This window comes from Pseudomonas baetica (assembly GCF_019733355.1).
In the GTDB taxonomy this organism is placed as follows: domain Bacteria; phylum Pseudomonadota; class Gammaproteobacteria; order Pseudomonadales; family Pseudomonadaceae; genus Aquipseudomonas; species Aquipseudomonas baetica_A.
Genome location: NZ_JAIHLQ010000002.1, coordinates 234,404 through 250,551, shown reverse-complemented (window position 1 = coordinate 250,551; position 16,148 = coordinate 234,404). Strand labels below are relative to the sequence as shown.

Annotated in this window: 12 protein-coding genes; 3 read left to right on the top strand and 9 right to left on the bottom strand. The window is 58.8% G+C overall.

Going from position 1 to position 16,148, the window contains the following annotated elements:
* Positions 1–54: 54 nt before the first annotated feature.
* The 8 genes from K5E40_RS02915 to iolC form a co-directional block, all read right to left on the bottom strand.
* On the bottom strand, positions 55–915 hold the full coding sequence (locus K5E40_RS02915; protein ID WP_221729525.1) for a sugar phosphate isomerase/epimerase family protein: 861 nt from the start codon (positions 913–915) through the stop codon (positions 55–57).
* Positions 916–1,045: 130 nt separating this feature from the next.
* Complete coding sequence (locus K5E40_RS02910; protein WP_221729524.1) at positions 1,046–2,071, bottom strand: Gfo/Idh/MocA family protein; 1,026 nt, start codon at positions 2,069–2,071, stop codon at positions 1,046–1,048.
* A 42-nt stretch (positions 2,072–2,113) separates the two neighbouring features.
* Complete coding sequence (gene iolD, locus K5E40_RS02905; RefSeq protein ID WP_221729523.1) at positions 2,114–4,045, bottom strand: 3D-(3,5/4)-trihydroxycyclohexane-1,2-dione acylhydrolase (decyclizing); 1,932 nt, start codon at positions 4,043–4,045, stop codon at positions 2,114–2,116.
* Positions 4,046–4,138: 93 nt separating this feature from the next.
* Positions 4,139–4,960 (bottom strand): TIM barrel protein, encoded by an 822-nt coding sequence (locus K5E40_RS02900; RefSeq protein ID WP_221729522.1) that lies wholly within the window; start codon positions 4,958–4,960, stop codon positions 4,139–4,141.
* 25 nt (positions 4,961–4,985) lie between these two features.
* Positions 4,986–6,488: a CoA-acylating methylmalonate-semialdehyde dehydrogenase gene (locus K5E40_RS02895; RefSeq protein ID WP_221729521.1), complete on the bottom strand. Its 1,503-nt coding sequence runs from the start codon at positions 6,486–6,488 to the stop codon at positions 4,986–4,988.
* A 44-nt stretch (positions 6,489–6,532) separates the two neighbouring features.
* On the bottom strand, positions 6,533–7,342 hold the full coding sequence (gene iolB, locus K5E40_RS02890) for a 5-deoxy-glucuronate isomerase (protein WP_221729520.1): 810 nt from the start codon (positions 7,340–7,342) through the stop codon (positions 6,533–6,535).
* Positions 7,342–8,232, bottom strand: coding sequence for a myo-inosose-2 dehydratase (iolE, locus tag K5E40_RS02885; RefSeq protein ID WP_221729519.1), 891 nt, complete (start codon positions 8,230–8,232; stop codon positions 7,342–7,344). The genes iolB and iolE overlap by 1 nt, the downstream gene beginning before the upstream one ends.
* Positions 8,233–8,399: 167 nt before the next feature.
* Positions 8,400–10,337 carry a bifunctional 5-dehydro-2-deoxygluconokinase/5-dehydro-2-deoxyphosphogluconate aldolase gene (gene iolC / locus K5E40_RS02880; protein ID WP_221729518.1) on the bottom strand — a complete coding sequence of 646 codons (1,938 nt, stop codon included), beginning with the start codon at positions 10,335–10,337 and terminating at the stop codon, positions 8,400–8,402.
* 309 nt (positions 10,338–10,646) lie between these two features.
* Between iolC and K5E40_RS02875 the strand changes: the two genes are divergently transcribed.
* Together K5E40_RS02875 and K5E40_RS02870 are read left to right on the top strand one after the other, a co-directional pair.
* Complete coding sequence (locus K5E40_RS02875; protein WP_221729517.1) at positions 10,647–11,567, top strand: MurR/RpiR family transcriptional regulator; 921 nt, start codon at positions 10,647–10,649, stop codon at positions 11,565–11,567.
* A 160-nt stretch (positions 11,568–11,727) separates the two neighbouring features.
* The gene (locus K5E40_RS02870) at positions 11,728–12,843 is read left to right on the top strand and encodes a Gfo/Idh/MocA family protein (protein ID WP_221729516.1); all 1,116 of its coding nucleotides are present in this window, start codon (positions 11,728–11,730) and stop codon (positions 12,841–12,843) included.
* Here the strand turns inward: K5E40_RS02870 and K5E40_RS02865 are convergent.
* On the bottom strand, positions 12,824–13,033 hold the full coding sequence (locus K5E40_RS02865; RefSeq protein ID WP_221729515.1) for a hypothetical protein: 210 nt from the start codon (positions 13,031–13,033) through the stop codon (positions 12,824–12,826). The genes K5E40_RS02870 and K5E40_RS02865 overlap by 20 nt on opposite strands.
* 944 nt (positions 13,034–13,977) lie before the next feature.
* On the opposite strand from K5E40_RS02865, the gene mtlD reads away from it, so the two are divergent.
* Positions 13,978–16,134: a bifunctional mannitol-1-phosphate dehydrogenase/phosphatase gene (gene mtlD, locus K5E40_RS02860; RefSeq protein WP_221729514.1), complete on the top strand. Its 2,157-nt coding sequence runs from the start codon at positions 13,978–13,980 to the stop codon at positions 16,132–16,134.
* Positions 16,135–16,148 lie beyond the last annotated feature (14 nt).

Below are 16,148 nucleotides of genomic sequence, written 5' to 3'. Positions count from 1 at the left end.
CTGATACATCGCTTTCGCGAGCAAGCCCGCTCCCACTGGGGGTTGTGGGGACCGTTAATGGCAGAGTTCGCTTTTGACGCGCTCGAGCATCATCCGGTTGGATTCATCCGGCCGGTCTTCCCAGGCAAATACCGAAACCGTGGCAATGCCGTCGAACTGAATCTCGCGCAAGGTGCCGAAAAACGCGTCCCAATCGACTTCACCCTGACCGATGTCCAGATGCTGGTGCACGGTGGCGACGACACCCGGCGGATTGACGATGTAGCGCAACCCGGAAGACGCCTTGTGGTTGTAAGTGTCGGCGATGATCAGGTGGCTCAACTTCGACCCGGCATACTTGAGCATCGAGGCGATATCGCCTTTGCCATCGTCATAGAAAAAGGTGTGCGGCGCCGCGTAAAGGTAGTTGATCCACTCGCGATCCAGACCGCGAATGATGTCCACCGATTCATTGTTACGCTCGCAAAAATCGTAAGGATGGGCCTGGATATCAAGCTTGATACCTTCGCGTTCGAACGCTGGGATCAGCTCGTCCATGGAACGCATGAACTGGTTCTCGCAGACCAGCGGGTTGTCTGACTGGCCGGTGAACTCGGTGTTGACCAGCTCGCAGTCCATCTCCACGGCAATCTGAATCGCCCGTTTCCAGTTGCGAACGGCGGCAACACGCAGGCCTTCGTCGGCAGCAGCCCAGTGGTACATCGGTAACAAGGAAGAGAGCTTGACCCCGGTGTCGCTCAGGGCCTTGCGAAATGCCTTGATCCGCGCCTTGTCGACGCGCGGGGCTTTGTAGAACGGCAGGAAATCTTCCCGGGGCGAGAGTTCGATGTGTTCGTACCCGAGCTCGGCGACCTTATCGACCATCTTGCCCAGGGACAGGGTGCGGTACATGTAGGGGTCCAGTGCGATGCGCATGTTCTTGTTCTCCTTCATCAATACCTGAGCCGTAACACTCCCCTGTGGGGGCGAGCTGATCTGACAGTCACATAGATGTTGAATGTGCCGCCGTCATCGCGTGCAAGCTCGCTCCCACAGGCGATCATCGTTAGCCGTAGAAATGTGGGCGGTCTGGCAGACCGACTTTGACGATCGCCCCGCTGTTCTGCGCTTCAATGCACGCGTCTGCGGCGACGGCAGCGGCGAAGCCATCCCACGCTGACGGGCCACCCACCTGCCCGGCCCGCACGCTATCGATGAATGCCTGCAACTCAACGTCATACGCAGCGATAAACCGATCCTTCCAGTCCATCAGAATCGCGTTGGACAACTTCGCCCCGCTGCGCAACTGCACCTGGGACGGCTCGGGCAACTTGGCAATGCCGGTCTCCCCTACCACTTCGCACTGGATGTCGTAGCCGTATTGGCAGTTGACGAACACTTCCACGTCGATGCGCGTGCCCTTTGCGGTTTCCAGCAGCACGATCTGCGGGTCTTTCAAATGCGCGAGCGCCTTGCTGCTCTTGCGCGGGAACACCACTTGCACCGACACGTAATCGTCATCGAGCAACCAGCGCAACACGTCCAGTTCATGGATCAGGGTGTCGGTGATCGCCATGTCAGTCTTGTAGTTTTCACCCACGCTCGGGTTGCGATGCGCGCAGTGCAACATCAAGGGCTCACCAATCTGACCGCTGTCGATCACGGCTTTGAGTGCCCGATAACCTTCGTCATAGGGGCGCATGAAACCGACCTGCACCAGGCGTTTACCGTGGGCCACTTCGGCCTCGACGATGTTGCGGCAACCTTCCGCGGTGACCGCCAGCGGCTTCTCGCAGAACACCGGTTTACCCGCCGCAATCGCCGCCAGCACGAACGCTTCATGGCTCGGGCCCCAAGAGGTGACGAGGATTGCTTCGACCTCCGGAGCCTTGATCAACGCATGGCCGTCGGGATAGACCTCAGCGGTCAGCTTCAAGTCGGAAACGACCTTCGCGGCTTGCTGCAAGTTGATGTCGGTTACAGCAACGACCTGGCTATTGAGCAGGGTCTGGCTGCAACGACGGATATGGTCCTGGCCGATCGCCCCGGTACCGATGACGCCGATCCGCAGTGAATGAGAGAGCAATGACATGAAGATTCTCCTGTGAAAATTTGTTGTGGGTATCAGGGGCAATCAGTACTGACGGGCCTTGGCCAGTCGTTCATTCAGGGTCTTGGCCACCGCATCGGTGCGGGCGCTGGTGGAGACTTGCGCCACGCCGACCCGCCACCACGACAGGTATTTGTGAATCATGGTTTTGGGTAGAACCTTGATATCGATCAGCGTTGACACCGTCTGCAAACGCGCATCGGCCAATGCGGTTCGCAGCTCATCGACCGTGCTCACCTTGTAGGTCTTGCAACCATAAGCCGCCGCGCTCATGGCGAAATCCACCGGCACGAAACCGCCGTCGAGCTTGCCGGTTTGCGGGTTGCGGAACCGGAACTCGGTGCCGAAGCTGTCCATGCCGTGTTCCATCTGCAGGTTGTTGATGCAACCGAAGGTCATGTTGTCGAGCAGCACGACGTTGATCTTGCGGCGCTCCTGGATCGAGGTCGCCAGTTCGGAATGCAGCATCATGTAAGAGCCGTCGCCAACCAGCGCGTAGACCTCGCGCTCAGGCCCGGCAAGTTTCACGCCCAGTGCGGCATTGACCTCGTAACCCATGCAGGAATAGCCGTACTCGACGTGATAAGTGTTCACGCCCTTGCTGCGCCAACTGCGCTGCAAGTCACCGGGCAGGCTGCCGGCGGCGGCGACGATCACCGCGTCATCGGCCAGGGTTTCATTGAGTACGCCAAGCACACGACTCTGGGTCAGGCAGGAACCGGTCAGCTCGATGAATTCGCGCAGCACCGCCGGGTCCATGTGGTCGTTGATTTCCGGGATAAAGTCCTGGCTCTGGTATTCGACCTGATAGATACGGTCGACTTCCTCGTCCAGTTGAACCTTGGCCTGTCGCGGTTGATCGCCCCACGCAGAACGGTAATCGCCCAAGGCTTCAGCCAAGGCTTGCAGCCCGACTTTGGCATCCGCCACCAGTTGCACGCCGTCGAGTTTCAAAGCATCGCAGGGACTGATGTTGAGGTTGAGAAATTGCACATCCGGATGCTGAAACAGGGATTTCGAGGCGGTGGTGAAATCGCTGTAGCGGGTGCCGACACCGATGATCAGGTCCGCGTCTTTGGCCAGCAAGTTCGCCGCCAGACAGCCGGTTTCACCGATCCCGCCAACGTTCAGCGGGTGGCTGGACACCACCGCACTCTTGCCGGCCTGGGTTTCGGCGAAGGGAATGTCGAAGCGCTCGGCCAACGCCTGCAAGGCGCCATTGGCACCCGAGTATTTGACCCCACCACCGCAAATGATCAGCGGCTTGCGCTTGCCTTTGAACAGTGCCAGCGCGTCACCGAGCATCGCTTCAGTCGCCGGACGACGCTCGATGCGGTGCACGCGTTTTTGCAGGAAGTAATCGGGATAGTCGTAGGGCTCGGCCTGCACGTCTTGCGGCAAGGCCAGGGTCACTGCGCCGGTTTCGGCGGGGTCGGTGAGCACACGCATGGCGTGGATCGCCGCCGTCATGAGTTGTTCGGGGCGGTTGATGCGGTCCCAGTATTTGCTCACTGCCTTGAACGCATCGTTGGTGCTGATGCTCAGGTCGTGGAACTGCTCGATCTGTTGCAGCACCGGGTCCGGCTGGCGGCAGGCGTACACGTCGCCGGGCAACAGCAGCAAGGGAATACGGTTGGCGGTCGCGGTCGCGGCGGCGGTCAGCATGTTCGCCGCACCGGGGCCTACCGAAGAGGAGCAGGCGTAGATCTTGCGCCGCAGGTGCTGCTTGGCAAAACCGATGGCGGCGTGGGCCATGCCTTGCTCATTACGCCCCTGATGGACGATCAGGTCGCCACTGTCCTGCTCAAGAGCCTGGCCCAGGCCCAGTACGTTGCCGTGGCCGAAAATGGTAAAGATCCCGGCGACGAACTTGCTTTGAACCCCATCGACCTCGATGTACTGGTTATCGAGGAATTTCACCAGGGCCTGGGCCATGGTCAGTCTTGTTGTGGTCATGCTTGCACCTTCCTTTGAAGCTAAATCCGGTATGTGCCTTGGAATGCGATCACTGCGGGATCGCCGCACCGCCGCTCCCACAGAGGATCTTCATTAGCCTTGAGATTTTTGCAGGTGGCTCATGCTCGCGCCGATTGCCTGCTGGATATCCGCCAGACCATGGACGCTGTCGGCAAAAGGTTCGAACGACAGGTAGCCGCTGTAACCACTGCTGAGCAAGGTGTCGATTTGCGCCGCGTTGCCAAGGATGTCGCCCTCGCCCACCAGCACCCGGTGGCCGTCGCGAATGGTCGCCAACGGCGCCTCTGCATCCTCGACACCGGAGATGTGCACCAGTCCGGTCAGCTCGGGAAAGAATTCATGTTCGCCGGCCAAGTAATGGTGAAAGGTGTCGTGCACCAGACGAAACACATCCAGCCCGCCGATGGCCTTGATCGCGTCCACCGCCGTACGCTTGCGACGCAGCGAGCACTCTTCGAAACCCAGCGGTTCAATGAAACCGAGGATGCCGTGTTCGCGCAGGATCGGCGCCAGTTCAGTCAACGCCGTGCGCAAACCTGAAGCACGTGCAGCCTCATTGCGCGGGTCAGCACGGTCGTTGAGCGGACACATGACCAACCCTTGAGCGCCGCAATCACGGGCATAAGCAGCCAGCTTCAAGGCCTGTGCACGGCGCTCGTCATTCCACACATCAAACGGATACAGCGCGTTGATCGACAGCACGGTAATGCCTTTGGCGGTGCACAACTCACGGACGCGCTCGGGGGCGGTACCGTCTTCGATCTCGACGCCTTTAAGGTCGTTGCGAATTTCGATGGCGTCGGCCTTGAGGGCCACCGCCAAGTCGATGAACGCCGGCAGGGACAAGCGTGGGGCGACCATACGGTTCAGGGCGAAACGCAGGGGTTTGCTCATTATTGTTGTTCTCCGCACAGGTGAATTAGTTGGCCGTTGGCATGCTGAATTCCGGGCCCTTGGCGATACTGTCGGGCCAGCGCTGCATCACGCTTTTGTAGCGACTGTAGAAGCGAATGCCTTCTTCGCCGTAAGCATGGTGATCGCCGAACAGCGAGCGTTTCCAGCCGCCGAAAGAATGCCAGGCCATTGGCACTGGAATCGGCACATTGATGCCGACCATGCCGACCTTGATGGTGCGGGCGAAGGCTCGGGCAATGCCACCGTCGCGGGTGAAACAGGACACGCCGTTGCCGAATTCGTGGGCGTTGATCAACGCGACGGCGCTGGCGAAATCCGGCACCCGCACGATGCCCAGCACCGGGCCGAAAATTTCCTGTTGGTAGATGCTCATTTCCGTCGTGACGTTGTCGAACAGCGTCGCGCCGACGAAGAAACCGTTCTCGGCGCCCGGTACCTTGAAGTTTCGGCCGTCGACGATCAGTCGTGCGCCCTGAGTTACGCCTTCGTCGATAAAACCTTCGACTTTGGCCTTGTGCTCGGCGGTGACCAACGGTCCCATGTCGCTGTCGCCCTTCAGGCCGTTGCCGACTTTCAACTGATCGATACGCGGCAGCAGTTTGGCAATCAGTGGGTCGCCGACATCGCCCACCGCCACGGCAATCGAAATCGCCATGCAGCGCTCGCCGGCCGAGCCGTACGCCGCGCCGATCAGGGCATCTGCCGCTTGATCCAAGTCTGCGTCGGGCATGACGATCATGTGATTTTTCGCCCCGCCCAGTGCCTGCACACGCTTGCCCCGGGCGGTGGCTTGCTGGTGGATGTACTCGGCAATCGGCGTCGAGCCGACAAAGGAAATCGCCTCGATGTCCGGGTGTTGCAGCAACGCGTCCACCGCCGTCTTGTCGCCTTGGACCACGTTGAACACGCCGTCCGGCAAACCGGCTTCGCTCAACAGTCGGGCCATCAGCACGCTGGCGGACGGATCACGCTCGGACGGTTTGAGGATGAAGCAGTTACCGGTGATCAGCGCCAGCGGGATCATCCACAGCGGCACCATCACCGGGAAGTTGAATGGCGTGACGCCGGCACACACGCCCAGCGGCTGACGCAGGTTCCAGTTATCGATGCCGCCGCCGATGTTGTCGCTGAAATCTGTTTTCAGCAGGGTCGGCGCTCCACAGGCGTACTCGACGATCTCAATACCCCGGGTGACTTCGCCTTTGGCGTCCGAAAACACTTTGCCGTGTTCGCGGCTGATGATTTCTGCCAGTTCATCGTGATGCTGGTCGAGCAGCTCCTTGAACTTGAACATCACCCGCGAACGGCGCAGGGACGATTGTTCTGACCAGGCCGGGAAGGCTTTCAGGGCCGAGGCAACAGCTTCGTCTATGGTTTTCTGGCTGGCCAGCCCGACGCGCGCCTGGACGCTGCCGGTGGCCGGGTTGAAAACGTTGCTGAAGCGCTCACTGTTGCTGTCTTGCACTTGACCGTGGATGTAATGGCCGATGACCGGGGCGTCGCTCATTGATCGTGTTCTCCATGCAGAAGTTGGAATTCGGGCTTTTCAGTTCACAGATCAAGCAGCCAACTGTGCTGCGGATCGTTATGGAACTGCCAGACGCGTTTCGGGCCGGCCATCACATTCAGGTAATACGACTCGTAGCCGTACGGCACACTCACCGGGTGATAACCCTTGGGCACGACAACAAGGTCGCTGTTTTCCACGGCCATGGCCTGATCGATGCTGCGATCGTCGGTGTAGACCCGCTGGAACACGAAGCCCTGGGGCGGGTTGATCTGGTGGTAATAGGTTTCTTCAAGAAAACTCTGGTGCGGCAAATCGTCGGTGTCGTGCTTGTGCGGCGGGTAGCTGGACGAGTGACCCGACGGCGTACGCACTTCCACCACCAGCAGCGAATGGGCCGGTTCGGTGTCCGGCAGAATGTCGCAGACATAACGGGTGTTGGCGCCTTTACCGCGCACGCTGCGCTTCATGGTGTCGGGTTTGATCAGCCGTGGGCCGAGGCCGCTGCTCGCGGAACCGGGGGCGGCGCATACCGCGATTTGTGCTTCGCTGAGCGCGACCACTTGCGCCTGACTGCCGGGTGGCAAATACGCGGCGAACGGGGATTTGTCTTCGAACACCGACTGACGATCGCCGAGGTTGTCCCAGTCGAACGCGCCCTGCCCCGGCGCTTCGCCCTTGATGCTGACCCGGCCGCTGAGCAGCACCAGGCACAGTTCTTTATCACCGGCAGACACTGGCAGGGTCTCGCCCAGACTCAAGCGGTACGCGGCGAAACCGACGTACTCCAACTCATCTTTACCCAGCTCGACCATGGTCCGGCCACGGGCATTGCTTTTGACCAGCAGGCTCATCATGCAGTCCTCTCGTCGAGCAGCGTGCGCAGGGTGTCGTAGCCTTTTTTGGCGTAGACATAACTCGGCGCCACCGCGGGGTCCTGTTCGGCTTCGACCACCAGCCAGCCGTGGTAATCGGCGGCCAGCAGTACGTCGAGCAAGGCGCCGAAGTTGATATCGCCATCGCCGGGCACCGTGAACGTCCCGTTGATGATGCAGTCCGGGAAACTCCACAGGTTGTTGCGCGCCAGTTGCACCACCGGTTTGCGCACGTCCTTGAAATGCACATGGCAGATGCGTTCGATGTGTTTGCCCAGCACCTTCAGGGGTTCGCCGCCCCCCATGTAGCAATGGCCCGAATCGAACAGCAAACCGACTTCACTGCCGGTCAGCGCCATCAACTTGTCGATGTCGGCCGGGGATTCAACGTAAGCGCCCATGTGATGGTGATAGGCCAGGCGAACGCCTTGGGACAGGGTGAAACGTGCCAGTTCGGTGAGCTTGTCGGCGTATTCCTGCCAGGCGTGTTCGGTGTGAAAACGCGGGCGTTCAACCAGCGGGATGCGTTGGCCTTGAATGGAGTCGGCGACTTCACCGTACACCAGCACCTTGGCGCCGTTTTTCGCCAACAGTTCGACATGGCTGCCGATGGCGTCGATTTCTTCGGCCACCGAACGGCGGGCCAGACGACTGGAATACCAGCCGGACACCAACGCCAGGTCGTAGGGACGCAGTACATCGCCGACACCCTTGGCGTCTTTGGGGAACTTGCCGTTGAGTTCGAAACCTTCGTAGCCGATTTCCTTGCCTTCGCTCAATGCGGTGCTCAGCGGCGTCTCGCCACCGAGGGACGGCAAGTCGTCGTTGCTCCAGGAGATCGGGTTGATGCCAATTCGAATAGCGGGCATGGCTGCACCTTTTATTGTTTTTACCTAACCAGTAAGAGCGACACAAAACCCTGTGGGAGCGAGCTTGCTCGCGATGAGGGCAGCACATTCAACATAGATGTAACTGTCAGACCGCTATCGCGAGCAAGCTCGCTCCCACAGGTTCAGTGTTCACACATTGAAAATGATCAGCTTCGGGCTGTGCGCCAGGCATCGATCAGTTCGACAAACGTGTCCTGCACCTGGCGGATCAGCGCTTCATCGTCGATTTCACCCGCCATCCACGCGCGGCTCGGCTCTTGGAAAATCGTCCGGCCCACGGCGAAACCACGGCAAGTCTGGCTCTGGCTGGCCTGTTGAAACCCTTTGGCCAGGGCTGCTGTCGGCGCATTCAGCCCCAGCAAAACCACGCCTCGGCAATACGGATCACGCGCCTGAATCAGTTCGTCGAGTTGCTTCCACTCCTCAGCGCTCTGCGCTTCGATTTTCCACCAGGCCGGATAAATACCCAGGTTGTAGAGCCGTTTGAGGGCGCGATACAACACGTCTGGATGGGGCGAGGGATGATCAGTGGGTGGGATGATTTCCAGCAGCAGTTCATGACCGCTGACCTGGGATGCCTGATACAAACCCTTGATCTGCGCTTCCTGTTCCAGTCGCAGCAACGGCTCGTCGTCGGGGTGGAATTGCACCAGGCACTTGATGATTTGCTCCTGCGGCCAGGCGATCAGGTTGCTGCCAATGGAGCGACCATGCTCGAAAGCCAATGGACGCGAACCTTGCACTTCCACCGGTCGCGCTACCCACCAGCCACGGCCAGTGGCAGCGTTCAGCGAGTCCTGGCCAAAGCGTTGATCGGCCAGCAACCCGACATCGGCCTCGATACCTTGCTTGTGCAAATCAGCTTCGACCCGCTCCACGGCTTTGATAAAGAGTTGCTTGAGTTCGCCAATCGCGCTCAGGTCGCGACCGCCCTTGTGCGCCAGTTCCACCAATTGCCCGCGATGGTCGAAAGCAAAAATGAACAGTTGCTTCCATTGTTTGCGCGGCACGCTGACCTGATGCAGGCGTTGCAACACCCCATCCTGATCCGGCCGGGTAATCGGCACCGGGCTGTTAAACAGATAGTCGAGTTCGGCGCGGGTCGGCATGGCCGGGGCGCAAGCGTGGCGTGAAACCACGAGACCACCACAGGCATTGGCCAACTGACAGCAGCGCTCGTCGCTCGCATCCTCCAGCCAACCACTGAGCAAGCCCGACATAAAGGCGTCGCCGGCACCCAACACATTGAGCACCTCCACTCGCACGCCTGGATAAATGGCGCCGTCTTCGAGACGAACCGGGATCACGCCATGAATCACCGTGCAACCTTGCGGGCCGAGTTTGACCACCAACGTTGCAGCGCTCAGCCGGCGGACATTGCGTAACGCCGTGAGCAAATTCTCGGAGCCGCCAGCCATCAGAAACTCCTCTTCAGTGCCGACGATCAGGTCAAAACGCGGGAGGATTTTTTGCACGTGCTGACTGACGCTCTGATCGGCGACGAAGCGTGTTTCCCCGTCAGCCTTGCCGGCCAGCCCCCAGAGCACTGGGCGATAGTCGATGTCCAGCACCCGTTTGACGTTGTGTTTCTCGGCATGATCCAGCGCCTGGATGCTCGCCTTGTAGACGCCATCGGTGGAGAAGTGGGTGCCGGTAATCAGCAAGGCTTTGCTGGAAGCGATGAAGGCTTCGCTGATGTCTTCAGCCCGCAACGCCATGTCGGCGCAGTTTTCGCGGTAGAAGACCAATGGAAAGGTTTCGCGATCCTTGAGGCCCAGCAGGACCATGGCGGTCAGGCGCTCCGGATCGACTTTGATGCCACTGACGTCACAACCTTCGCGGGCCAGGGATTCCACCAGGAAGCGGCCCATATGGTCGTCTCCTACCCGGCTCAGCATCGCCGACTTGAGGCCCAATCGAGCCGTACCGAAAGCGATGTTGGCGGACGATCCGCCGAGGTATTTGGCGAAACTTGAAACATCTTCCAACCGCGCGCCGACTTGCTGCGCATAGAGGTCGACGCCAAGGCGCCCCAGGCAAATCAGATCCAACTGACGTCCACTGGCAAAACGAGTCTGGCCCATGCTGGCTCCTGTTATTTTTATCAGCCTGTGCTCAGGACGATGACCGCGCCGAACACTCTTGGTGGATGCAGACTAAAACGACCGGGACCGAACAATCAATAATTATTCCAAATAATTTTTACGTGGAATATTTTTTCTAACAAGCTCCGGTACAAGCGTTCCAGAGACCGTGCATCGTTTCAGCACGCTTCGCACGACTGCAAGCTCAAGATTTTGTTCTTGCCTACCCTGTAGACTGCGCACTGCAAACCTATTGCCAGGGGACGAAGTGAAAAATCGTCCCTATAAGAACAGCCTGAAGGATTCCCTATGTCCCGCACCGATCAGCCGGCTACGACCGAGAGCACGCCCGAGAGCGATCTCACCAGCCCCCCGATCAATGCCGAGCGTCTGCTGCAGCTGATCACCAATGAATACGACAGCCTGCCGCGCCAGCTCAAACGCATCGCCAGTTACATGAGCCAGCAAAGCGACCGGATCATGGTCGACCGCATCAGCGACATTGCCCGCGAGTGCGAAGTGCACCCGTCGGCCATCGTGCGGTTTTCCCAGCGTTTCGGCTTCAGCGGCTTCAGCGAAATGCAGGCGTTGTTCCGCGAGGCGTATACCCACAAAACCACGCCGGTGCAGAACTACCAGCAGCGTATTCGCAGCATGATCGCCAACAAATCGCAGAAAGCCAGCGGCGGCGACCTGGCGCGCGAGTGCATCAACGCAACCCTGTCGGGCATCGAACGACTGGGACTGGAGCTCGATGACCAGGCCTTCGACAAGGCCGTGGACATGGTGGTGAATGCGGACAACATCTACGTGGTCGGCGTGCGCCGTTCGTTCGCGGTAGCCGATTACCTGGTCTACAACCTGCAACACACCAACAAACGAATCCACCTGGTCTCGGGGCTCGGCGGCAGCTACCGCGAGCAAATGCGCAGCGTGCGCGCCAATGACCTGGTGATCGCTATCAGCTTCACGCCATACGGCAAGGAAACTCAGCATTGCCTGCGTATCGCCCAGCATCAACAGGCGAAAACCCTGATCATCACCGACAGCAATCTCTCGCCCTTGGCCAAGCGCGCCAACACCCTGCTGCTGGTCAACGAAGGCAGTTCATTTGCGTTCCGCTCATTGAGTGCGACCCTGTGCCTGTGCCAGGCGCTGTTTATCGCCGTGGCGTATCGACTGGAGTTGAAGGTCGATGATATTCACGAGCAGGTCGGGTTCGAAGACTGATCGAGACGTGGCGTTACGGCTGCGCACGTAACGCCCTCCCTACCCCATCGCTGGCAGCGCCTGCGCACCCACCTGTAAATATTTATTCCATTAATTGCCAATAAAGAATAATTATTCTATAAGCTGATTCTCTGAAAACAAGAATTTAGAGGATCCTGCCATGCGCGAACTCGGAATCGGACTGATAGGCACAGGTTTCATGGGCCGCGCCCATGCCTTGGCCTTTCGCAACGTCAGTGCGGCCTTCGAACTGCCCTTCACACTTCGCCTGGCCGCCCTGGCGGACGCCGATCACGTTCGTGCGCAAGCATGCGCCACTGCCTGGGGCTTTGAGCAGGCCTATGGCGATTGGCAGCCATTAATCGACGATCCCAAAGTAAACCTGATCGCCATCACCACGCCCAACCACCTGCACTACCCGATGGCCATGTCCGCTATTGCCGCAGGCAAGGCTGTGTACTGCGAAAAACCGCTGGCGGTTAACCTTGAACAAGCCAATGCCATGCACCTGGCGGCCAAGGATGCCGGCGTCGTCACCCGTGTCGGCTACAACTACCAGCACAACCCGATCATCGGGCTGGCCCGGGAGTTGATTCAGAGCGGCAAACTGGGCGAGATCATCAGTTTTCAAGGCGAATTCAGCGAAGACTTCATGGCCGATCCCGCGTCCCCCTGGTCATGGCGCTGTGAAGCCGAACATGCCGGTGGCGCATTAGCGGATCTGGGTAGCCACTTGCTGGGCATGGCGCGCTACCTGATGGGGAATGTCGAAGCGGTCTGCGCCGACTCCCAGACCGTGCACCGCCAGCGCCCCACCACCGCCGGTAGTCAGCAACAACGCACAATTGCCGTCGACGATCAGACGCATGCATTGCTGCGCTTCGTCAGCGGCGCGCGTGGAACCTTCAGCAGCAGTTGGCTCAAGCATGGCTACAAGAATCATCTGAGCTTCGAGATCAGTGGCACACACGGGACCCTGACGTTCGACCAGGAGCGCTTGAATGAATTACGCCTGTGCCGTGCAGGCCAGGACGGTTTCCAGCGTTTACTGGCCGGGCCGAACCTGCCCGGTTACGCAGCGTTCAGTCCGGCGCCGGGGCATCAGTTGGGTTACAACGAGTTGAAGACGCTGGAGGTTCATGAGCTGATCATGGCCCTGGCCGGCCAAGGACAAGCCGGCACTGATTTCGAACAAGCCCTGGAAGTCGAGCGACTGGCGACAGCCATTCGAATGGCGGCGCGGGAACAGCGCTGGTTCAATGTCGGCGAGGTCTGATGCGGACAAAGGTGGAAGCAGGACGCATGCCGGGCGCTGGATCGTGCAGAGATTTTGTCATCAGCGCCCTCAGCGCATACAGGCCGGTTTGCAGCGCAGAGATCACGTCAGTCAGGCCGACGAAGCTCCCGGGGTAAGGGATACTGGTTTTCTCGGCGAGCTGAGCGTTCGCAGTGGATGGATTTCTCATGGGTCCGGTCCTTTGTTACAGCACGGCGTTGGCGATACCGAATGAAATGGCCTCTATGAGGTTGAACGGCAAGAATTTCCGCTGAGGGGAGCGGATTTTGAAGAGTGAATACGCGTTCGAAAATCATCTTTTTTACAATTCTCGTGTCGTTTCCCTTTTTTTTATCGCACTCGAAACGTTTCAGCGCAACCGCTTGAGCTGCAACGGGATGCGCCAACCTGTCCAAGGGGCATGGCGCCAGGCCTTGTGGTCTGGGGGTTTATACGTTTCAAAAAAAAATAAAACTTATCGTTAAAACATCATGAAACCTCACTGCAAGCCGAGCGAAAGCGCGTGATCACCCAGTTCCATCGACAAACGCAAGCAGTCTGAATAGATGGCCAAACCGTTCACTGCAAACTCAATTGATGTTCCGACTGCATGGCCAGCGTCCTTGATTTAGGCGTCTCCTACATGCTATTGCTAAAAAACGACTAGCCAATTCGTAGGAAGTTATCAAGCCGTATGCATGGAGTCACACACATCAATCGCCAGTCCGGCCCACTGTATGCATCCCTGATTGCGCACTGTGGGCCTTACGTCAAACACTACTTGAATGTAGCCACAGGGTCCGTTATTCAGCGCTCCACACACTCCGCTTCACACTGCATGCCAACTCGATTGTCTGGCAGCTACGCCTATCGGCGCCATCGTTACGTCCCTCCGCCTGCCCTTCTGATCGATAGTCACTGAACTGGCGCCACCACGTTGTGGTTCGTCACGGTGAGTTCTGCTCGCCTGGCTTTTTCTATCTGAATTCATCACTCACTTGAGTGAAACACAGACCGGTCGGCATCCAGCCTCAAACGGCGTCAACTTCGGGTCACGACAGAATGCTGCCGCACCGCCTCCTACACGAGGTTGACCGGTTGTGAGCGTTCCCACGTTACAAGGAGCATCAGCCAATGATTTTTTTCCAGGGGAAGAGAATACTCAGCGCCATCTTCGATATGGATGGCACCATGTTTGACACTGAGCGCCTGCGCTTCAGAACCCTCAAACAAGCGTCCAAAGAAATTTTTGGCAAGCCGCTCAGCGAGGAAACCTTGATCGGCTCACTGGGCCTGAGCGCGAAGAAGGCCGAAGCGCTCGCGAAGGCGCATAACGGTGAAGATTTCCCCTACGCGCAGATCCGCCAGCGGGCCGATGAGCTAGAACTGGAGTACGTGCGTGATCACGGCGTCCCCATCAAAGCGGGCTTGCTGGAGGTGCTGGAGCGGTTGCGCAAATGCGGCCTGACCATGGCAGTCGCCACCTCAAGCCGCCGAGCCATCGCCGAGGAATACCTGATCAATGCGAACGTGCTCAAGTACTTCGACATTACCGTGTGTGGCGATGAAGTCAGCCAAGGCAAGCCCCATCCCGAGATTTTCTTGCGCGCAGCCAGTGCCCTCAATTGCGCGCCTGGCAGTTGTTTCATGGTCGAAGACTCTGAAAACGGCCTGCTGTCGGCGATCCGTGCCGAAGGTCAACCGATCCTGATCGAAGACATCAAACCACCTGCCACTGAGGTCAAAGCCGGCGCGCTCAAGGCTTATGGCAGCATGCACGAGTTTCTCGCAGACATCAGCGAGTGCATTCCCCACTTGGGCACACCTGAACTGAGCGAGCCTTTCCCCCAGGCGCTGAACCAGTTCCGCGTGGGTATTCATGGTTTCGGTGCGATCGGTGGTGGCTACTTGACGCAAGTGTTCTCCCACTGGGACGGCTACACCCGGCCCTGTGAAATCATTGCCGCGACCCGCTCGCGGATGCTGCGCGAGACGGTCGACGCCTTCGGTCGGTTCAGCGTGCGTTACGGTGCCACGTCCTTCGACCAGACCATCGAAAACCTCAGAATGATCGATATGGACGACGCCGAAGCGGTGATCGACATGTATGACGTCGCTGAAATCGTTGGTCTCAGCCTGCCTGAGCAAGCCATCCGCAAACAAGCTGGGGTGATCGCCAAGGGACTGCTGCGACGCTTTGAACGCCGCGGCCGCGAACTAACCATTTTGATCGTGTTGAACAAAGTGGGTGGCGCCGCCTTCGTTCGCCGACACGTCGAAGCGGAATTGGCGCTGCTGTGCTCTGTGGAAATCTGCCAGCAGATCCTGAACAAGACCCACTTTGCCGAAACCGTTGTCAGCCGAATCGTCTCCAAGATCAGCAAAGATGCCCTGCTGCGACAACTGCGAATCAAGTCGCAAATGTTCCAGAACAGCATGGACGAGGAACCGAGCATGGTACCCAAGCTTGCCACTCCGGTACCTGAATACGAACGGCTGATTGGTCGCTTTCGCCCGTTCGCCCAGTCCAGCAGCGCACTTAACCAGATGCATTTGATCCTGTTCAACAGCGAGCCGGATATGCCTCTGTATGTGGAACGCGGCAGCGATCTGCTGGAGCGACTGCGCCAAGTGAAAACCGTAGATGACATTGCCCAGATCCAGGTCATCAAGAATCGTCTTTGGAACGGTCCTCACGCGATTATTGCCTGGTATGCCAGCCTGCTGGGATATTCGTGGGTGGGCCAAGGCATGGGGGACTCGCGTGTAAGCGCTTTGGCCGAGCGGCTGATCCGCCAGGAGGTTGCTCCCGCCTTGTTGGCAGACAATGCGCAGATGAACGAGGCGGTCGCCGCGTTTGCTCAGACCTTTTTGGAGCGCTGCAAGACTTCCTTCAAGGACCCTTGCGCACGCGTAGGCCGCGACCCCCTGCGCAAATTGCAACGCAACGAGCGCATTCTGAGCAGCATCGATCTAGCCAGAAAACACGGAATCGAAACGCCCGCCCTGGAGTTCGGTGCCGCATTGGCCATTCATTACGCCCTGCGCTCGACCGACAGTAAGGAACAGGAGTGCCTTGGGATAAGGAAGCTTTACGAGGAAAGTGGCAGTGTCGAGAAAGTGCTGACACATACCGGGGACTACAACGGCAGGCCCTATCCAGGGCTGGACCTGCTTAGTGATGCCGGGTTGGTAGAGTCGATTTCGGAACATTTTCATCAGCTTGTGGAACCCGACTCGGCTCACTGGGGATGGCCGTTTGAGGCTGGATCGCAGCCGCACGTGTCGTAACTTCGCAGGAGAGG